Source organism: Devosia sp. XK-2 (genome assembly GCF_037113415.1).
GTDB lineage: Bacteria > Pseudomonadota > Alphaproteobacteria > Rhizobiales > Devosiaceae > Devosia.
Genome location: NZ_CP146608.1, coordinates 333,471 through 353,643 on the forward strand (window position 1 = coordinate 333,471; position 20,173 = coordinate 353,643).

General features: G+C 61.6%; 17 protein-coding genes. 12 read left to right on the forward strand and 5 right to left on the reverse strand.

Translation table 11 applies throughout. The annotated features are described in order from the left end of the window. The first annotated feature begins 19 nt into the window (after positions 1-19). The gene (locus V8Z65_RS01600) at positions 20-1,294 is read left to right on the forward strand and encodes an L-fuconate dehydratase (protein WP_338722099.1); all 1,275 of its coding nucleotides are present in this window, start codon (positions 20-22) and stop codon (positions 1,292-1,294) included. Here the strand turns inward: V8Z65_RS01600 and V8Z65_RS01605 are convergent, their stop codons facing one another. The 4 genes from V8Z65_RS01605 to V8Z65_RS01620 form a co-directional block, all read right to left on the reverse strand. After that, positions 1,295-2,062, reverse strand: coding sequence for a DeoR/GlpR family DNA-binding transcription regulator (locus tag V8Z65_RS01605; RefSeq protein ID WP_338722101.1), 768 nt, complete (start codon positions 2,060-2,062; stop codon positions 1,295-1,297). Positions 2,063-2,521: 459 nt separating this feature from the next. Further along, positions 2,522-3,955 carry a M81 family metallopeptidase gene (locus tag V8Z65_RS01610; protein WP_338722102.1) on the reverse strand — a complete coding sequence of 478 codons (1,434 nt, stop codon included), beginning with the start codon at positions 3,953-3,955 and terminating at the stop codon, positions 2,522-2,524. Next, a complete protein-coding gene (locus V8Z65_RS01615) occupies positions 3,955-5,148 on the reverse strand; it encodes an MFS transporter (protein WP_338722103.1) in 1,194 nt (397 codons plus the stop codon). Before V8Z65_RS01615 ends, V8Z65_RS01610 begins: the two co-directional genes overlap by 1 nt. Positions 5,149-5,415: 267 nt before the next feature. Further along, positions 5,416-5,949, reverse strand: coding sequence for a hypothetical protein (locus V8Z65_RS01620; RefSeq protein WP_338722104.1), 534 nt, complete (start codon positions 5,947-5,949; stop codon positions 5,416-5,418). Positions 5,950-6,269: 320 nt separating this feature from the next. On the opposite strand from V8Z65_RS01620, the gene V8Z65_RS01625 reads away from it, so the two are divergent. From V8Z65_RS01625 to V8Z65_RS01655, 7 genes are all read left to right on the forward strand, one after another. Next, entirely contained in the window at positions 6,270-7,424 is a 1,155-nt protein-coding gene (locus V8Z65_RS01625) for a Gfo/Idh/MocA family oxidoreductase (protein ID WP_338722106.1), read from the forward strand. Between the two features lie 12 nt (positions 7,425-7,436). Further along, positions 7,437-8,324 carry a sugar ABC transporter permease gene (locus V8Z65_RS01630; RefSeq protein ID WP_338722107.1) on the forward strand — a complete coding sequence of 296 codons (888 nt, stop codon included), beginning with the start codon at positions 7,437-7,439 and terminating at the stop codon, positions 8,322-8,324. An 89-nt stretch (positions 8,325-8,413) separates the two neighbouring features. Next, positions 8,414-9,256 (forward strand): carbohydrate ABC transporter permease, encoded by an 843-nt coding sequence (locus tag V8Z65_RS01635; protein ID WP_338724095.1) that lies wholly within the window; start codon positions 8,414-8,416, stop codon positions 9,254-9,256. 144 nt (positions 9,257-9,400) lie between these two features. Further along, complete coding sequence (locus V8Z65_RS01640) at positions 9,401-10,582, forward strand: extracellular solute-binding protein (protein WP_338724096.1); 1,182 nt, start codon at positions 9,401-9,403, stop codon at positions 10,580-10,582. 74 nt (positions 10,583-10,656) lie between these two features. After that, complete coding sequence (gene ugpC, locus V8Z65_RS01645; protein ID WP_338722108.1) at positions 10,657-11,733, forward strand: sn-glycerol-3-phosphate ABC transporter ATP-binding protein UgpC; 1,077 nt, start codon at positions 10,657-10,659, stop codon at positions 11,731-11,733. Positions 11,734-11,861: 128 nt separating this feature from the next. Next, a complete protein-coding gene (locus tag V8Z65_RS01650; RefSeq protein ID WP_338722109.1) occupies positions 11,862-12,728 on the forward strand; it encodes a MurR/RpiR family transcriptional regulator in 867 nt (288 codons plus the stop codon). Between the two features lie 200 nt (positions 12,729-12,928). Further along, the gene (locus V8Z65_RS01655; protein ID WP_338722111.1) at positions 12,929-14,944 is read left to right on the forward strand and encodes a beta-N-acetylhexosaminidase; all 2,016 of its coding nucleotides are present in this window, start codon (positions 12,929-12,931) and stop codon (positions 14,942-14,944) included. 270 nt (positions 14,945-15,214) lie between these two features. On the opposite strand, the gene V8Z65_RS01660 is transcribed toward V8Z65_RS01655, so the two are convergent. Next, positions 15,215-16,672, reverse strand: coding sequence for a M81 family metallopeptidase (locus tag V8Z65_RS01660; protein WP_338722112.1), 1,458 nt, complete (start codon positions 16,670-16,672; stop codon positions 15,215-15,217). Between the two features lie 189 nt (positions 16,673-16,861). On the opposite strand from V8Z65_RS01660, the gene V8Z65_RS01665 reads away from it, so the two are divergent. The 4 genes from V8Z65_RS01665 to V8Z65_RS01680 all read left to right on the forward strand — a co-directional run bounded on the left by V8Z65_RS01665 (position 16,862) and on the right by V8Z65_RS01680 (position 20,119). Beyond that, positions 16,862-17,245 carry a RidA family protein gene (locus V8Z65_RS01665; RefSeq protein ID WP_338722113.1) on the forward strand — a complete coding sequence of 128 codons (384 nt, stop codon included), beginning with the start codon at positions 16,862-16,864 and terminating at the stop codon, positions 17,243-17,245. A gap of 144 nt (positions 17,246-17,389) precedes the next feature. Further along, complete coding sequence (locus V8Z65_RS01670) at positions 17,390-18,166, forward strand: SDR family oxidoreductase (RefSeq protein WP_338722114.1); 777 nt, start codon at positions 17,390-17,392, stop codon at positions 18,164-18,166. Further along, positions 18,163-19,227 (forward strand): D-TA family PLP-dependent enzyme, encoded by a 1,065-nt coding sequence (locus V8Z65_RS01675; protein WP_338722115.1) that lies wholly within the window; start codon positions 18,163-18,165, stop codon positions 19,225-19,227. Before V8Z65_RS01670 ends, V8Z65_RS01675 begins: the two co-directional genes overlap by 4 nt. Before the next feature lie 61 nt (positions 19,228-19,288). Next, positions 19,289-20,119: a sugar phosphate isomerase/epimerase gene (locus V8Z65_RS01680; RefSeq protein WP_338722116.1), complete on the forward strand. Its 831-nt coding sequence runs from the start codon at positions 19,289-19,291 to the stop codon at positions 20,117-20,119. Positions 20,120-20,173: the final 54 nt, after the last annotated feature.

A 20,173-nucleotide genomic window follows, 5' to 3' on the forward strand; every position in this document is an offset into this window, starting at 1 on the left:
GCCAAATCAGATGCAGAAAATGACAAAAATCATCTCTCTCACCACCCACGACCTCCGCTTCCCAACCTCCCAGTCGCTCGATGGGTCGGATGCCATGAACCCCGATCCCGATTATTCGGCCGCCTATGTGGTGCTGGGCACCGACAGCGCGCTGGAGGGGCATGGCCTGACCTTCACCATTGGTCGCGGCAATGAAGTGGTCGTGGCCGCAATCAAGGCCCTGACAGATCGCGTCACCGGCCTCGATCTTGACTGGATCGAAGCCGATCCCGGCCGCTTCTGGCGCCACATGACCGGCGATAGCCAGCTCCGCTGGATCGGTCCGGACAAGGGCGCCATGCACCTGGCGACCGGCGCCGTGGTCAATGCGGTCTGGGACCTCCTGGCCAAGCGAGCCAATAAGCCTGTCTGGCTCTATGTCAGCGAAATGAGCCCCGAACAGCTCGTTTCGATCATCGATTTCCGTTATCTGACCGACGCCATTACCCCCGCCGAGGCGCTGGCCATCTTCCGCAAGGCCGAGGCAGGCAAAGCCGAGCGCATCGCCAAGCTGCGCGCCGAAGGCTATCCCTGCTACACCACCTCGGCAGGCTGGCTGGGCTATTCCAATGAGAAGCTGACGCGCCTGGCCAAAGAGGCGGTGGAAAGCGGCTTTACCCATATCAAGATGAAGGTGGGGCGCGACCTCGACGACGATATTCGCCGCCTCGAAATCGTCCGCGCCATCATGGGCCCCGACCGCTATCTGATGATCGATGCCAACCAGGTCTGGGAGGTCGATCAGGCCATTGATTGGGTGAACCAGCTCAAGCGCTTCAACCCCTATTTCATCGAGGAGCCGACCAGCCCCGACGACGTCGAAGGCCACCGGAAAATCCGCGAGGCCATCGCCCCGGTCAAGGTTGCCACCGGCGAAATGTGCCAGAACCGTATTCTCTTCAAGCAGTTCATCACCCGCGACGCCATTGACGTGGTGCAGATCGACGCCTGCCGCATTGGCGGCCTGAACGAGGTGCTTTCCGTGCTGCTGATGGCCGCCAAATATGGCAAGCCGGTTTGGCCCCATGCTGGCGGCGTGGGCCTTTGCGAATATGTGCAGCACCTTTCTATGATCGACTATCTGGCGGTCTCGGGGGAGAAAGAGGGCAGGGTGATCGAATTTGTCGACCACTTGCACGAGCACTTCCTCGATCCCTGCGTCATCCAGGGCGCCGCCTATATGCCGCCGGAAAGCCCGGGCTTTTCCATCGAGATGAAACCCGCCTCCATCGCAGAGAACACGTTCCGCGGCTGATTAGCTGGCGCTCGTCTCGATGAGGCGAGTGCCGCTTTCCGCGCAGACCTGCCGGATGGAATCGAGCGGGCAGGCATCGGTGATAAAGCTATGGGCCTGGCTCACATGCCCGATCCGCACCGGGGCGGTGCGGGTGAACTTGGTCTGGTCCGCTACCAGAATGACATGGCGCGCATTGGCCATGATCGCCTGCGCCACCTTCACCTCGCGATAATCAAAATCGAGCAGCGCCCCGTCCGGGTCGATGGCGGAAACCCCGATCACGGCAAAATCCACCTTGAACTGCCGGATGAAATCGACCGCGGCCTCGCCCACAATGCCCCCGTCGCTGGGCCGCACGACGCCGCCGGCAATCACCACCTCCACCGAGGGCACGACACGCAGGTGATTGGCGACATTGATATTGTTGGTAATGACCATGAGCCCGCGATGGTCGGCCAGCGCCTGGCTCACCGCCTCGGTGGTGGTGCCGATATTGATAAAGAGCGACGCATTGTCGGGAATTAGTGCCGCTGCCGCCCGGCCGATTGCGCGCTTTTCGGTCGGTGCGATCTGCCGCCGCGCTTCATATTCGACATTTTCCACGCCCGAGGGGTGCATGGCCCCGCCATGGGTGCGCTTGAGCGCGCCCCGGTCGCACAGAATGTTGAGGTCCTTGCGAATGGTTTGCGGCGTGACGTCAAAGGCCAATACCAGCTCTTCGACGCTGACCTCCCCCTGCTGGCGTGCCAACTCGACAATCTTCGCCTGCCGCATTGTGGGGGTCATATATGCGCTCTCCCTTTCGTTTGGTGCTTAAACGAAAGGGTGGCGGGTGGGAAGGGTGGTTTCAGCTCAGTCCTTTTTGACTTCCAGTAGCGCCCTTTGCCGGAAGAAACGCCGTTCAGCCTCTTTTGTCTTTTTGCCGGCCCAATACATGAAAACTGATAGGGCAAAGAAAAAAAGGCCGAAAATCAAGCACGCAGTAACGGTCAAAAAGAACACGAAGGGTTGGGCCGTCTGGCTTATATAGCCAGACGCGTGACGGCCGAGCTCCCGTACGTGACCAGACAGGAGACCCTGAGCTGCTAGAAACAGGCCGATCGTACCAAGGATCAAAAAGACCAGGCTTCCCCACATCGTCGCCCCCTTCGCCAAAGCTCGAATTTAGGACTAATGGGGCGATGCGGTTGCGGCAAACGCTAAGGGCTGGCTTGCCTAACGCAAGGCAAAAGGCGTTCGGCAGATTTACCCCGCCCGTTTCGACCACTTCACCTGCGGCACAAACGCAAAATCCCGATCGAACGGATAGCTTGGCCGCGGCGTGTGCTTGCGCTCGGTCCGCTCCACGAACTGGTCCACCACGCCAGGAGAAAGTGCCATGATGCCCGGATTGGCGATGGGTCCCAGTTCGGGCGAGAGATAGCCCGATTTCACCGCGATGATCTTTGCGGCTTTCGGGTCGAGCCCGAGCTTGGTAAAATCCGCGATATTGTGGAAGGGACGCCGCCGCGCCGTCAGCACCAGGTCAATGCCGCCAATGCGCACCACCGCCTCACGCAAGCGCACATCGTCTGTTGCGAGCAAGAACATCACCTCGGCCTCCGCATCGACCGGTATGCTCGACGGATCAAGATTCGCCCCGATATGCAGCTTCACCCGCGCGCCCACGCCAGCTGCATAGGTCGCATCGGTCGCCGCCTTGTCGGCGATACCCGCAAAAACGACGCCCGTCGCCCCCTTGGCGATCAATTCGGCCAAGACCTCAGCGCGGTCGCCCACGCCGCCACCGGTGGGGTTGTCCCCCGATTCGGCGAGCACCACCGGGTGGGTTGTGCTGGCAACGGCCCGATCCACGCATTCGGCAATCGAGCCGGTCTCCATGCCGAAAACGAAGCCGTCCCGAATGTCCCAATAATTTTGCGCCAGATGCGCGGCGGCTTTCTCTATGGCAACCCGGTCCGTACCCGTCACCACCGCACAAGCTGTGGCGCGCGGCTCGTCGGCCCAGACATAGCCAACCTGGAAGCTGGCATCCCAGATGCCGCTCGGTTCTTCGACTTTATGGATCTGCGCATAAAAGCTCCTGGCTGGCTCATCCTGCGTCGAGGTGCGCTCGCCCGGCAGCAGCACCGGCACCGGCGCCCAGGCCAGAACCGGCTTCACGCCGGTCTTGAGCGCCCGCACCAGCATGGTCACGGCCCGGCGCATGGTGTCGGGCACATCGATATGGGGCGCGGTGCGATAGGTGGAGAACATGTCCAGCACGTCGATAATGCGCTGGGAAATATTGCCATGAAGGTCATAGCTTGCTGAAATCAGCACGTCGGGGCCAACCACCTCGCGCACCGCGCTGATGAAATCGCCCTCGGCATCGAACATGCCTTCGACATGCATGGCGCCATGCATGGCCAGATAAACCCCGTCGAGCGGCATTGCCGCCTTGAGCCCATCGAGAATTTCGCTCTTCCAGCGTTCATAAAGAGCCCGTTCCACCGGCCCGCCGGCAATGGCGCGGGCATGCAGAATGGTCACGAACTCGGCCGGAAAATGCGTCAGGAAATCGAAATATTGATCCTTGAGCATGGAGGGGCCGCGCAGCACGCGAAAATCGGCTTCGCGGGCGAGGACGGGATTATAGGTGCTGCATTCGGTGTGCAGTCCGGCAACGGCGATTTTCACTAGAGAACTCCAGGGACTTCGGCTTCGATATTGTGATTGGTGCGCACCGGCCGCGGCGTGAGCCTTCCGGTGAGGAACAGGCTGACCACCAGCATGGGGATGACGCAGGCGACCCCGAGCCGGATATCGCTATGCTCGGCCACAAAGCCGATCAGCGGCGGCCCGATGAGAAAGCCCGTCAGCGCCACGAAGGAGAGTACGGCCACATTGGCCGAGGCAGCGCGGTCGCCGATCCCGGCTGCGGCCGTCACCGCCAGCGGGAAGCCCACGGAAACGCCAATACCAATGGTGCCAAAGCCGATAAGGGCCATCTCGACGCTGGGGGCAATGAACAGCAGCACCGCGCCGGCCACGGCCAGCGTGCCACAGAGCCGCGCCGTGTTGACGCTGCCCAGCCGCTGCTTGAGAAAGTCGCCGCCGAACCGACCGGCGGCCACCATGAAGGCAAAGACGGAATAGCCCAGCCCGACCAGCCCGCCTTCGGCGCCGAGTGCGTCGCGCAGGAAAATGGCCGACCAGTCTGCCATGGCGCCCTCGGTCATGGTGATGCCGAAGACGAACAGGCACACCCCGATCAGCGCCGGGCCGGGCAGCGACCAGGCTGAACGTTTGGCCTGCCCATTGTCGGCTTGCTCATGGTCGTTGAGCGCGGGCAGCGCCCAGGCGGCGGCGAGCGCGACCGGCAAGACGATAAAAGCCAGGAGTGGCACGGCAACGCCCGGCGCCACGCCGGCCGCGGCAAATCCCGAGCCGATCAGGCTGCCCGCCATAATGCCGAGCGACCAGCAGCCATGCGAGGTGTTCATGATCAGCCGTCCGGTGGATTTCTCCACCAGATCTGCCTCCACATTCAGCCCCAGCTCCACAAAGGAAATGGCCGAACCCGCCAGCATCAGCGCGATGAAGAGCAGCACCGGATCGGGCGCCAGAACCGGCAGGCTGGCAGCGATGGAGTAAAACACAAAGCCGGTGAGAATGGCCGTGCGCGCGCCGATCCGCCCCACCAGCGGCCCGGCGAAGGGCAGGGTCAGCAGTGTGCCGACCGGCAGACCAAGCAGCGCAATGGCTAACCCCGCCGGGCCAAGGCCCATGGCAGCCTGAATTTCCGGAATGCGCGGCAACCACGAACCGAAAGCCACTGGCTGTAGAAAGAAGACCAGCATCACGAGGCGTTGGGGGGAAAGGAGAGACATGAAACTGCTCGATTGTGATGGCCACCGGCCTACCCGGCGGCACGACGCGGCTCCCTCCCCTTGATGGGGAGGGTTGGGGTGGGGTGCTTCAGAGGCGCAATCCTTGGCGGTCCTCCAATTCCTTCCTCTGAGGAGAAGGAGACAGGCCAGCGTGACTTCCACTCCCACCCTTCCGTCCTCGGGCCTGACCCGAGGACCAGTTGAGACATCCACCGCGTCGCCAATGACCCTCGGATCAGGTCCGAGGGCGGCACGGTGGTTTAGAAATTAGTCCTGCTTGGGCATCGGATAAGGCAAATATCCCACGAACCCCGTCAGCTTCCATTGCCCGGAAACCTTGCGGCAGAAATAGAGCGTCTGCCAATTGAGGACATCCTTGCCGCCATCGGCCAGGGCAATCTCGCCATTGAACTTCTTGTGGGCAATGGCGCGTTCGCCAGTGATCTCGATTTCGGTCAGGCTCGTCGCGCGGTGAATGCCGGCCTCTTGATCTTCGGCATAAACCACCTTCTGCCCCTCATGGGCCTGGCGCAGCCACTCATCGCGATAGTCTGCGAGGGTAGGGAAGCTGATCGTCCAGCCATCGGGATTGTCGTCCTTATTGCCATTGATGCCCATGAAGTCATCGGCGACGAAATCCTCTTCCACCATCGACCAGTCGGCATTGACAAAGGCCTTGATGTCGCGCGGCACCAGCATGGTCCAGATTGCCGAGCGGTCGGCATCATTGGGAAAGGGATTGGTCGAAAGGCTCATCTCGGTCTCTTGCTGGCTGCCGGCGCGCTGACGCACGTCCGCCATTTCTGTTTCAAATTTTCACGCACGACATACACATGCAGTCTCATGAAAGAGGCCACATGGATACCAATTGCGACATGGTGCGCGTTCCCTTGCCATTTGTCCACACCCATGACGCGCATTTTGACGCCTGAGATGCCTAGAAATGCAGCAATACGGTGCTGGTTTGGGCAAAGCGCGTGGGTGGCTTAAATTGGTATTGTATTGGCGTCGAATGTGTGTTGACATTGTGTTGGCAAGGCGCCTAGTCTTGAAAATCGTTTACACAAACGGCACCGATCCGCAAGAGATCGGCGGGTTGATAAAAAAGGGAACGTCAAGGTATGCGGGTAGGCATTATCGGCCTCGGCTATCGTCTGGGATATCTGGCGCGGGTCTTTTCCGCGGCGCGCGACGATTTCGAGATTGTGGGCTATGTCGACCCGGCACCGGCCGGTTTGCCCTATACTGCCGAGCATGGCGTTTCCGTCGGTTCTCAATATGACAGCCTCGAGCAGATGATCGACGAAGGGAACCTCGATCTGCTCATGGTCGGCTCGCCCAATCACCTGCATCTCGAGCATATTCGCATTGGCCTTGAACGCGGCATGAAGATCTTTGCCGAAAAGCCGGTTGTGACCTCGGTAGAGGACACCATGGCGCTGGCCGAACTGATCGGCAAATACGGCTCGGACAATGTCATGGTTGGGCTGGTCCTGCGCTATGCCCCGCTTTATGTCGATCTGCGCAAGGCTCAGGCCGAGGGTCGGTTGGGCGATATTGCCTCCATCGAGGCCTCAGAGACCATCCCGCCCTATCACGGCGCCTTTTTCATGCGCGACTGGCGGCGCTACCAGCAATATTCGGGCAGTTTCATGCTCGAAAAATGCTGCCACGATCTCGACCTTTACAATGGCGTCATGGGTTGCCGCCCGCGCTTCGTGGCCAGCTTTGGCGGCCGCAAGAGCTTCACTCCGGAAAATGCTCCCCAGGATGCCGGCGCCAACGATCTCACTGTCTATCACCGCAAGCCTTCGGGTTGGATGGGCTCGGACAAGGTCTTCGACAGCGACGGCGATATCATCGATTTTCAGTCCGCCCTCGTGCAATATGAGAACGGCGCGGCGCTGACCTTCCACACCAATATGAACGTGCCTGACGACTTCCGTCGTTTCGCGGTGATCGGCGCTAAGGGCATGGCGGAAGGCGATTTCATCCGTAATTATTTCAAGGTCACCGACAGCCGCACCTCCGAGCGGCTTGAGGACAAGACCTATCAGGTCTCCGAGCTCAGCCAGCATTACGGCGCTGACGAGCAGATGGCCGAGGACATCCTCAAGCATATGATCGATGGTGTGCCTCTGCCGGTCTCGGTGACCGACGCGCTGGAGGCGGGGCTCCTGGCTCTCTCGATGGACGAGGCCATGCGCACCAAGTCGGTGATCGACATGACCCCCATCTGGCAGCGCTTCGATGCTGCCCTGGGCAAGGGACGCTGAGGAGACACGCCGATGACCAGCACCAGAAGCGCCACCCTCTTCGCCCTCGCCCTGCTGGCACCGGCATTGATCTATATCCTGACGATCGTGGCTTACCCGCTGTTCGACACGATCGTGCTCAGCTTCACCAATGCGTCGCTGCGTCAGGATTACGATTTTGTCGGCTGGGCCAATTACCAGCGCATTTTCGGTGCCGGCAATTTCACCGAAGTCATCATCCGCACCTTCATCTGGACCTTCTTTTCGGTCTCCATGAAAATGGTCATCGGCATGTGCGGCGCAGTCCTGCTCAATGCGGCAATTCCCGGCCAGGCGCTGTTCCGCATTCTCACCATGCCGCCCTGGATCGTGCCCATGGCCATCGGCATTTTCATGTGGGGCTGGATGTATAATGGCCAGTTCGGCATGATCTCGGGCCTGTTGCAGAATTTCGGCATCACCGATGGCCCCATTGCCTGGCTGGCCTATGGCAATACCGCCTTCTGGGCCACCATTGTCACCGATGTGTGGATCGGCGTGCCCATGGTCACCATCTATTTCCTGGCCGCCATGCAATCGATCCCGCGCGATCTGCATGAAGCCGCCTGGACCGATGGTGCAGGCCGCTTCTATCGCTTCCGCCGCATCACCGTGCCTTTGATGGTGCCCGCCATCATCACCATGAGCCTGCTCTCGCTCATCGCCACCTTCAATTCTTTCGATATCATCTGGATCCTGACCCAGGGCGGCCCGTCCGGCTCGACCACCACCATGATTATCGACACCTACAAGACCGCCATGGGCTCCCGGAAATATGGCGAAGGCGCCGCGCGCGCCGTGGTCATCTCGCTCTTCGTGACGGCTTTCTGCATCGTCTACTTCCGCGCGGTCCGCAAGCTCCAGCAGGGAGAAGCCAAATGAGCGACGTCGCCCGTTCCACCGAAGTGGCTGCCGCCGACAGCAAGGCCAGCGTCAAGCCCCGCCGCGGGCTCTGGTCCGCCGCCCGACCGATGATCGACCGCTATAGTCTGCTCGAGGTGGTCGGGCTCTATGTCGGTATCGCGATCTTCCTGTTCTTCGTCCTGGCGCCGTTCATCGAAGGCTTCCTGGTGTCATTGAAGCCTTTGGCGCAGCTCTTTTCCACGCCCTATAGCTTCATCCCCAAAAACTGGTCCTTCGATGCCTATGTCAATATGTGGGTCTCGGTGCCGGCCCTGGGCATGCACATCTTCAATTCCTTCTTCATCTCGACCGTGGTGACGCTCATTGTCGTCGTCATTGTCGTGCCCGCCGCCTATGCCTTTGCCCGCTTCAACTTCACCGGCGCCGGGCTGATGCTGGGCGCGTTCCTCGCGGTCAACATGTTCTCGGGCGCCGTGCTGCTCATCCCGCTGTTCCGGCTGATGCGTACCCTTGGCCTGCTCAATACCTATTGGGCCATGATCGTGCCGGGCGCCGCTTTCCTCATCCCGTCCTCCGTGTGGCTGTTGCGCACCTATATGATGCGCATTCCCCGCGAGCTCGACGAGGCCGCCTGGGTCGATGGCGCCAGCCGTCTTTATACCCTGCGCCGGGTCATCCTGCCGCTGGCCATGCCGGGCATCGTGGTCGTTGCCATCATGACCTTTATCGGCGCCTACGCCCAGCAATTCATCTTCGCGCTGACCTTCAACTCCAAGACCGAATTCATGCCTTTGCCGATCGGGCTCTTTGCCTTCTTCGGCAAGCAGGAAGTGATCTGGAACGAGCTGATGGCGGCCTCTTTCGTCGGAATCCTGCCGGTCATGATCGTGATCGTGTTCCTGCAGCGCTATCTCGTCGCCGGTCTCACCGCCGGTGCCGTGAAGCAATAACTGGAGCGCCTCTTTGCCGAGGCGCGCCAACAAGGGTTTGGAGATCGCTCGGTGTCTGATGCCGAACGGCTCCAGAAGGGCCGAGGGGCCCATAATCAAGGGAGACTACAAGTGAAAAAGACAATCGGTTTGCTGACCGTGTCCATGCTGGCCCTGGCCGGCGCTGCCCCGGCGGCTTACGCGCAGGACAAGGAAATTGCCTTCATCAACTGCGGTGACGAGCTGACCGCAGGCTACGCCGACTACTTCGCCGAGTGGGAAGCTGCCAATCCCGGCTTCAAGGTTGTGCCCGAGATCGTGGGCTGGGGCCAATGTCAGGATAAGGTGACCACGCTCGCCGCTGCGGGCACCCCGGTTGCCCTCGCCTATGTCGGCTCGCGCACCCTCAAGCAGTTCGCCCAGAACGACCTGATCGTGCCCGTTCCGATGACCGACGAGGAAAAGGCATCCTACTACAATTACGTGCCCGACACCGTCACCTTCGACGGCACCCAGTGGGGCGTACCGGTCGCCTTCTCGACCAAGGCCCTGTTCTGGAACAAGGACCTGTTCGAAGAAGCCGGTCTCGATCCGGAAGTGCCGCCCAAGACCTGGGAAGAAAAGATCGCTTTCGCCAAGCAGATCACCGAGAACACCGACGCTGCCGGCTATGGTGCCGTTGCCAAGACCTTTGACAACACCATGCACCAGTTCCTGCATTGGGTTTACACCAATGACGGCCTGATCATCGACGCCGACAACAATATCGTTGCCAACTCGCCCCAGGTCCTGGCTGCCCTCACCGCTCTTCGCGACATCATCCCCTATTCCGAAGAAGGCCCGACTGCTTACGAGCAGAACGAAGTCCGCGCCATCTGGCTCGATGGTGGCGTCGCCATGATCGAAGCCTCGGTCGGTGCGGCTCTGCGCGCCGAAGAAGCCGGCATGAATTGGGGTGTCGCCCCGCTGCCGCTCGGTCCGGATGCCAAGGGTCCCGGTACCCTGCTGATCACCGACGCCCTGGCCGTTTTCAAGGGTACGGGTGTGGAAGAGCAGGCCATTAGCCTGGCCAAGTTCATCACCGATGGCCAGCGCCAGTGGGATGCGGAAATGGCCCAGGGCCTGACCCCGCTGCGTCCGCTGCATTCCGACGAACTGGTTGCCGAAACCCCCTATTGGAAGCCGTTCCTGGACGGCATCGAATTCGGTGGTCCCGAGCCGCTGTTCACCGACTATATCGGTCTGCAGAACACCATGATCGAAATGGTCCAGTCGGTCGTGACCGGCGCTGCCGAGCCTGAGGCCGCCCTCGAAAAGGCCGCCGCTGAGCTCGAACTTTACAAGTAAGGTCCCTCCCGACCGGCCGCCGTCCCAAGGGGCGGCGGCACCCTTCCCAATTTCCGTGCCCGGAGACGCGAACCATGTCGCAACTGAGCCTCAAGCGCCTCGAAAAGTCCTTCAACGAGGCCCGCATCATCAAAGGTATCGATCTTGATGTCAGCGAGGGCGAATTCGTGGTTTTTGTCGGCCCCTCGGGCTGCGGCAAGTCGACCCTATTGCGCATGATCGCGGGCTTGGAAGATGTCAGCGCCGGCGAGATCGAGATCGGCGGCAATATCGTGAACGACCTGCCGCCCGTGCAGCGCGGCATCGCCATGGTCTTTCAGTCCTACGCGCTCTATCCGCACATGAGCGTTTATGAAAATATCGCTTTCCCGCTGCGCGTGGAAAAGCTGCCCCAGGCCGAAGTCGACAATCGCGTCCAGGCCGCCGCCAAGGTGCTCCAGCTTGAAAGCCGTTTGCAGCACCGTCCGGGCCAGCTCTCCGGCGGCCAGCGCCAACGTGTCGCCATTGGCCGCGCCATTGTGCGCCAGCCCAAGATTTTCCTCTTCGACGAGCCGCTCTCCAATCTCGACGCGGCCCTGCGCTCGGAAATGCGCATTGAGCTGATGGAGCTGCACAAGCGGCTCGGCTCAACCATGATCTATGTGACCCACGACCAGATCGAGGCCATGACCATGGCCGACAAGATCGTGGTGCTCAATGCCGGTGAGATCAGCCAGATCGGCTCGCCGCTCCAGCTCTATCACAAGCCGGACAATCTCTTCGTGGCCGGCTTTATCGGCTCCCCCAAGATGAACTTTATCAATGGCAAGGTCCGCAGCGCCAATGGCACCACCGTGGCGGTCGATCTGGGCAAGCTGGGCACGATCGAATTGCCGCGCTCGAACACGGCCGTGGCCGGTCAGGACGTGACCCTGGGCATTCGTCCCGAGCATTTGACCCTGGGCGGCGGCGAATTCGTTATCGAAACCGTTCCCAATATTGTCGAGCATCTGGGCATCCACACCATCGGCTATTCAGTGCTGCCTGGCGGGGAGAACTTTATCGGCCTGTTCGAAGGCAATCCCGATCTCGAAGACGGCAAGGCCATGAAGGTCGGTTTCGATATCGCCCAGGCGCATTTGTTCGACGCCAAGGGTTTAGCCGTCTATTGATAGCGCGATGGCCGCACCGGGCGTCGCCCGCGCCGGCGGCACGTCCCGGTTCGTCCATGCGGCAAACAAGGAGCTGGAGCACATAGGCTTTTCGTTGAAATGTTGAGGTGATCCAAGGGGGACGGGCAATGCTGGACATAGTGGGGCTTTTGCAGACCGAAAAGGACGCGTTCACGCGGTCCGAACGGGCCCTGACCGAAATTGTCCTGGCCGATGTCGATAGCGTGCTCAAGATGAGCATCGTCGATCTGGCCGCCCAGGCAGATGTGTCTCCCCCCACCGTCACGCGTTTCTGCCGACGCCTTGGCTGCGACTCTTACGCCGATTTCAAGGTGCGACTGGCCCAGTCGCGCTTTGTCGGACAGCGCTATTTCGCGCCCAAGGCCGGCCCCACCAGCGTGCCCGAGATCGCCCAGGGTGTCGTCAACGGCATCCAGTCCATCATCTACGAAACTTTCGAACAGCTCGATTTCAACGCTGTGGAACGGGCCGCCGAAAGCATCGTCAAGTCCAACTATGTGCTCGCCTTTGGTTCGGGCGGCGCCTCGTCCATGATGGCCGGCGAGATCGAGACCCGCCTGTTCCGCCTCGGCCTCAAGGTTGCCTCCACCGACGATCATCAGCTGCAATTGATGCGCGTCGCCGCCGCACCCCCCGGCACGGTCATCATCGGCTTTTCCATGTCGGGCAATAATGCCCAATTGGCCAAGACCCTGACCGTGGCCGGTGAATATGGCCTCACCCGCATCGTCGCTACCCGTTCGGGCTCCATGGTCTCGGGCCAGACCGATATCCTCCTGCCGGTCAATTGGCATGAAAATTCCGATATCCTGCGCCCCACGCCCGGCCGCTATGCCTTCCTCGCCACGGTCGATGTCCTGGCTCAGACCGTGGCCACCCGTCTCGGCCCCGCGGCTGTCGCCAGCATGCGCCGCATCAAACACCAACTTGTCGTCAATCGCGACGGCGACGACGCCCAGCCGCTGGGGGACTGATGCAGCCTCCTTCAGGGGTGCTATCGGCCCGAAATCCGGTCTGTGGCTCCACCCCACCCTCATTCCCTCCCCATCAAGGGGAGGGAGGCGCAGGCTGAAGCGCCAATGTTCATCGTCTCCCTCCCCCTTGTGGGGAGGGATCAAGGGTGGGGGTGCTGCGCCCGCCACCAAGCTCGGACTTCAACGACAGAGTTCTCTCAATGACCACCTCTTTCTCCCTCGTCACCACCTGGTCCCCAGCCACCGACAGCGAGCCGCTCGGCTATGGCCTCGAGCTGACCAACAAGGGCGACAAGCCCATCGCCAATTTTCAGCTCGGCTTTTCCGGCCCGGCGCGCATCGACCCGCATGCAACGCTGGAAAACGGCAAGCTCCTCAAGCGCCTGTCCAACCACACCCTGATTGCCCCGCCCGATGGCTATGTGCTCCAGCCCGGCGCCACTTGGACGGCCACGGCGCGCGGTCTCTCCTATGGCCTCAGGCATTGGAGCGATGGCGCCAATTCGGCCTATCTGGTGCTGGAGGGCGGCGACATTGTCGCCATTCCCACTGCGCCGACCCAGGGCAAGGGTCACAATTCGCCACTGCTCAAAGGCGCGGCAAAATTCCCGGTGCCGGCCAAGGCGCCCGCGCCCTTTTCGATCATTCCCTGGCCCAAACATGTCGCCGCCACTGGCAACCGCATCGCCCCGCCGGGCTATGACCTCAAGCCGGTCGGCGAATTGGCTGGCCGCGCCGCCAAGGCCTTTGCCGCGCTGACCGCCGAACTCTTCCCGGTCGAAGCCATTGTGCGTCCGGCCGCCGAAGCCGGCATGCCAGTTCATATCGTCGAAACGGCGGGTCTGGGCGATGAAGCCTATGAGATCGCCTTCGCCGACAACAGCGCCACGGTCTCCGCCACAACGCGTCAGGGCATGTTCTACGGCCTTGTGACCCTTGGCCATATCCTGCGCGGCGCCAAGCAATATCCGGCCACCTTCAGCTTCCCCACATCCGGCACCATTGCGGACGAACCCGGCTTTGGCTTCCGCGGCAACCATCTCGATGTGGCGCGCCAGTTCTATACCGCCGCCGAAGTCGGCCGCCTCATCCGCATCATGGCCTGGAACAAGATGAACAGGTTCCACTGGCACCTCACCGAGGACGAAGCCTGGCGCCTGGAAATCGACGCCTATCCGGCGCTCACCGAAATCGCCGCCTGGCGCGGCCATGGCAAGGCCTTGCCGCCGCTGCTCGGCTCTGGCCCCCAGCCGACCGGCGGCTACTATTCCAAGCAGACCGTGCGCGAGATCGTCGCCCTGGCTGATGATCTGGCCATTGCCGTCATTCCCGAAATCGACATGCCCGGCCATTTCTACGCCGCGTTGCAGGCGCTTCCGGAGCTGCGCGATCCGGCAGAGCAGGGCGAATATCAGTCGGTTCAGGGCTTTCCCAACAATAGCCTCAACCCCGCCCATGAGCCGGTCTATAAGTTCATCGAGACCGTGATCGACGAGACGCTGGAGCTCTTCCCTGCCGGCATCTTCCATCTGGGCGCCGATGAAGTGCCGCTGGCCGCCTGGTCCGGCTCTCCCCTGGCCCTCGACATGCTCGAAAAACTGGCTGGCCCTGCCATGCGGGCCAAGCACGAGGCCCAGTTCAATGTGCTCGGCAATCACCACGGCGCCGACGAGATCGAAGGTTCGCCCACGGCCATCCTCCAGGCCGAGTTCATCAAGCGGGTGCATAAATATATCGCGTCAAAAGGCGCGGTGACGGGCGGCTGGGAGGAGGCGGCCCACGGCGATGCCGTGGACAAGGCCAGTTCCTATGTCATCGGCTGGCGCAATGTGGAGATCAATGCGGCCCTGGCCGAACGCGGCTTCGACATCGTCGTCTCACCCGGCCAGCGCTATTATCTCGACATGGCCAATGGCGTCTCCTGGGCCGAGCCTGGCGCCGGTTGGGCCGGCTGGTCCGGTCCGCAGGAAACCTACGAGTTCGAGGCCCGTGCCGGCTTCTCCGCTGAGGGCTTGAAGCATTTGAAAGGCATCCAGAGCTGCATCTGGTCCGAGAGCATGACCGACCGCGCCATTTTCGACCGCCTGGTCTTCCCGCGCCTCTCCGCCATCGCCGAAGCCGGCTGGACCCTGCCCGAGCGCAAGAGCTGGGACCGCTTCAAGGCCATGGTTGGCCTGATGCCGATCATGTACGGGCACTTCGAGCAGGCCGTGTAACGGCAAAATCTCTCCAGCGGAGAGATTTTAGGCGAGAAGGCCATGAGAGCTGTGCTCGAATGGCGGGGCGGAGTGACTGTCCTCCCGCTCATCCGGCGCTTCGCGCCACCTTCTCCCCGAGAGGGAGAAGAATAGAGGCGAACGCTGCGGCCCATTCCTCTCCCTCTCGGGGAGAGGGGCGCCAGTAGGCGGTAGAGAAGGGAGCCACACCCTCGATGCCCTCCCTCCCCCTCAAGGGGAGGGAGGCGCGGCAGCGGCAGTTGTGCGCAGTTAACCGAACGGATTCTCCACCATCGGCCAGATATCCCGCCGCGCCTTGCGATAGTCCGTCTCCGCCGGCCGGTTCGGATAAGGCTTGCCCGCCGAGCAATAGACAATCTCCGACGCGATTTTCGAGAACGAGTCGTAGAAATGATTGGTCGATTTGATCAGCAGGATTTTCCGCGATGTCGGCTCGATCCCCAGTGCCGAAAACAGGCTCGGGTCGAAACTCTGCGCCCGCGTCGAATTGAGAATCACGTCGATCCCCTCGAAATGAATCCAGGCCGCATCGCCGAAGGGCGCAAAGCTGTCGCCAAATTTCATTTCCGCATTGCGCACCAGGCGCTTGACGGTCACCCGTGCATCCACCGGCTGACCGGTATGGGGCGCCGATTTTGCCCCGAAGCGCAGCGGGATGACCGCGCCTTCCCCCGCCGCAAAACAGATCTGCACCGCAATCGGGTCCCAGATCGTGCCGACCGCCACATCGGTCACGCCACGGGTCATCATTTCGCGAAGGATCACCGTCGCATCGCCGGCTGTGCCGCCGCCGGGATTGTCCCAGACATCGGCAATCACCACCGGCCCTTTTGGCGCGGCGAGGGCAGCGTCGACGGCTGTCTTCTCGTTCACCTGGCTGACCATGAACGTGCCACGCATCGAAAACAGCTCGCGGCCCAATTCTTCGGCCAGCGCATCGCCCATGGCCTTTCTGTCGTCGGTAACCGCGACAATCTTGGTGCCCATCTCGGGCACATCACCGGCCATGAAGCCATGCACCACCGAGAGCGACAGCAGGTCCGGCTCGGATTGTTCGAGCGCCATCAGCTTATCGACAAATCCACGCATGGGCTGCTTGCTGGTGGGGAAAACATCGATCATCCGACAATCGAAAATGCTCATCACCGGCTGGATCTCGCCCTTCAGCGTCCGCACCGCAATGTCCCACAAGTCGCGCGCCCGCTCGACGAAATCGGTATGCGGGAACTCCTTGAAGTAAACAAAGAAGTCGGCCGCCGCGGCGCGTTTATCGGTCAGATGGCTATGCGGATCGAGCTCGGCGCAAACCAACACATCGGGTCCCACAATGGCGCGAATACGGGTCAACAGATCGCCTTCGGGGTCGTCATAGCCCTGCGCCACCATGGCCCCGTGCAGCCCCAGCACCACGCCATCCACCGGCATGGCGGCGTGCAATTGCCCGATGATCTCGTCGCGCAATTCCTCATAGGTCGCCTGCGCCACCAGGCCCGCCGGGTCGGCCCAGCTTGCCGTACCCTCGATCAGGGTCCACGCTTCCCGCGCACAGACTTCGCGGCCCACGGTAATGGGTGCGGTGCACAGGGTCGGCGTCGGCGGGTGCTGGCCGGGCTTGGCATGCAGCGATGCCTCGAAGGCGCGCTTGTCGATCGCAATCGGGGAGAATGTATTGGTCTCGGTGGCCAGGGCCGCGGTGAAAAGGCGCAAGGGAAACTCGTCTGCTGAAAACGCGTCAATGCCAAATGGGGCTATGGCCACGCTACACCAAGCCGGGTGACGATTCACGTAATAAATTTACATTTTGAGGCGTGGTGCTCGCATAGTTGCGTGGTTTGTGGGTATAAATCTGCTATCGAACGAAATTGAGTTTCAAAAACAGACGGAAAGGACATTCTCATGCCGATCAAGCGCTATGGTGCGGAAAAGTCGGGTGCTGGCGGGCAGAACCTGCCTTTCGCGCGCGCGGTCGAGGCCGGTGGCTGGCTCTATGTCTCTGGCCAGGTCGCCATGAAAGATGGCGAAATCCAGGGCACCGGCATTATCGAGCAGACCCATCTGACCATCCAAAATGTCATCGCCATTCTCGAAGAGGCCGGCTACGGGCTCGAGCATGTGGTGCGCTGCGGCGTCTGGCTCGATGATCCGCGCGATTTCTGGAGCTTCAACGCCGTCTATAAATCCTATTTCGGCGAGCATCCGCCGGCCCGCGCCTGTGTGCAAAGCCATATGATGGTCGACTGCAAAGTCGAAATTGAATGTGTGGCCTATAAGGGGCCGTGAGGACAGCATACGTAGCTTCACCCCACCCTCATTCCTTCCCATCAAGGGGAAGGAGGCGCAGGATCAGGGCTATGTGTTCATCGTCTCCCTCCCCTTAATGGGGGGGTCAAGGGTGGGGGTATTTGGGATACGGGGTGCAAAACTATGACAGCCAATTCCTTCCGCCTTGATGGCAAGACCGTCCTCATCTCCGGCGCTGGTGGCGGCATTGGCCGCACGCTTGTCGAGACCTTTCACGCCGCCGGCGCCCAAGTGGTCGGAGCCGACCGGGAAGCGAAAATGCTCGAAGGCCTCCCGCTGACGCGCAGCATCACCTTCGACCAGATCGACGCCAAATCGACCCGCGCTGCGGTCGAGGCCGATATTGCCGCCAATGGTGTGGTAGATGCCGTCATCGCCAATGCCGGCTTCACCCGCGCCGAACATCTGGGCCAGCTCGATGACGATGTCTGGGCCAGCGAAATGGCCATCAATCTCAACGGCGCCTATGCCCTGGTCGATCCGATTGCCGAGGCCATGGCCAAGCGCGGTTCGGGCAGCGTGGTGCTGATCTCTTCGGTCAATGCGCTGGCTCATTTCGGCAATCCGGCCTATTCGGCCGCCAAGGCCGGGTTGATCGCCTATGCCAAGGCCATTGCCGTCGAGCGCGGCGCCGAGGGGGTGCGCGCCAATGTCGTGGCGCCGGGCTCCGTGCGCACGCCCGCCTGGGATCATCGGCTGGCGGCGGATCCGAAATTGCTCGACAAGGTCCTGCCGCATTATCCTCTTGGCCGCATGGTCAGCCCGGAAGAAGTCGCCAATGCCGCCCTGTTCCTGGCTTCCGACGCTGCTTCCGGCATTACCGGCGCCACCATTCCCGTCGACGCCGGTCTCACCGCCGGCAATCTGCGGTTCGTCAACGAGGTTCTGAGGGCGCAATGACCCATTTTTCCGAACTCGATACCCCGGCCGTGCTGATCGATCTCGATCGCGCCGAGGCTAATCTGAAAAAGGCGCAGGATGCCGCCGACCGGGCCGGTATTGCCCTCAGGCCCCATATCAAGACCCACAAACTGCCCTTCTTTGCCAAAAGACAGGTAGAACTGGGCGCCGTCGGCGTCACCGTCCAGAAATTGGGTGAAGCCGAAGTCATGGCCGATGCGGGCCTCACCGATCTTTTGTTGACCTTCAACATTATCGGCGCCGCCAAGCGCAGCCGCCTCAAGGCCCTTCATAATCGGGTCACCATCCGCACCGTGGCCGATAGCGCCGAATGCGTCGCGGGCCTTGCCGAAACCTTCACCGATCCGGCCCACCCGCTCGGTGTCTTTGTCGAATGCGACACCGGCATGGGCCGCTGCGGGGTCCAGTCACCCAACGCCGCACTCGACCTCGCCCAGCAGATCATTGCCGCGCCTGGCCTGGCCTTTGCCGGTCTCATGACCTATCCCGCGGCCGGGAAATATCAGGCCGCCGCACAATGGCTCGCAGATGCGCGCACTGTCTTTTCAACCGCCCGCATCGACCTCCCCGCCATCACCACTGGCGGCACGCCCGATATCTGGCATATGGATGAAGCCGCGCGCGTCGCCACCGAATATCGCCCCGGCACCTACATCTATATGGACCGCTCCCAGGTCGCCGCCGGCGCCGCCGGCTTTGATGACTGCGCCCTGACCGTGCTTGCTACGGTGGTTTCCCGCCCCACCCCGGATCGGGCCATTATCGATGCCGGCTCCAAAGCGCTGACCAGCGATCTTCTGGGCCTGACGGGCCATGGCCATGTCGTCGAATATCCCGAGGCCAAGGTCGTCGGCCTCAGCGAGGAACATGGCACCCTCGACCTCTCCGCCTGCACCAGCAAGCCCGCCATCGGCGATGTCATCCGCATCATCCCCAATCACTGCTGCCCGGTGACTAACCTGTTCGATCAGGTTCACCTGATCCGCGATCAGGCTTTGGTGGAGACGATGGATGTCGCGGCACGCGGCAAGGTCAATTGAAGCTCATCTTGCGCTTCGCTGGCCGCCATGAAACTCTTGATACAAAAAGAGGAGACCTCACTTGGCCGATCCCAAAAGCCGCATAGCCGTTTCCACCTGGTCGCTGCACCGCCTGCTCGGCGTCACCTATCCCCACGATCTGAGCACCGATGACATCGGCGATATGCAGGAAACCTATGGCGAAGGCGAGGAATCCCTGCTGGGCCTGCCTTCGGTTCTCGCCAATCACGGCTATCACCGCATCGAGATCGTCTCTTTCCATCTGCGCAGCCGCGATCCGGTTTATCTGGGCGAATTGCGCGATCAGCTCCGGGTCTCCGGGGTCACCCTGCAAACCCTGCTCGTCGACGCTGGCGACATGACCGATCCGGTCCATGGCGCCCGCGACACGCGCTGGATCAGCGGCTGGGTCGATGTGGCCAATATGCTGGGCGCGGAGAATGCCCGCGTCATTGCCGGCAAGCAGAAGCCGTCGCCCGAAACCATTGCCCGCTCGGTGGCTGGCTTCAGGGAACTGCTCGCCGCCAATGCCGGTTCACCCCTGCGCCTGGTGACCGAAAACTGGTTCGATCTGCTCTCCACACCCCAGGCCGTGCATGACCTGCTCGATCGGCTCGAAGGCCAGGTGGGGCTCCTGGCCGATCTCGGCAATTGGACCGGGCCGGACAAATATGAGGGTCTCAAATCCATTTTCCCGCGCGCCGAGTTGTGCCACGCCAAGGCGAGCTTTGCCGAGGGGCAGATAGACGAGGCCGATTACGGCCTCTGCGTGCAGGTGGCCGAGGAAGCCGGATATACCGGGCCCTATACCCTGATCTTCGATGCCGATCATCCCGCCGAATGGGCGGGCCTGGCCGAGGAGCGGGATTTCATCCTCAGCCGCCTCGAATAAGCGCAGACGCAGCGCAATTGTGATCTGCGCGAAGCCTCTTGTTAAGGCTCGTAT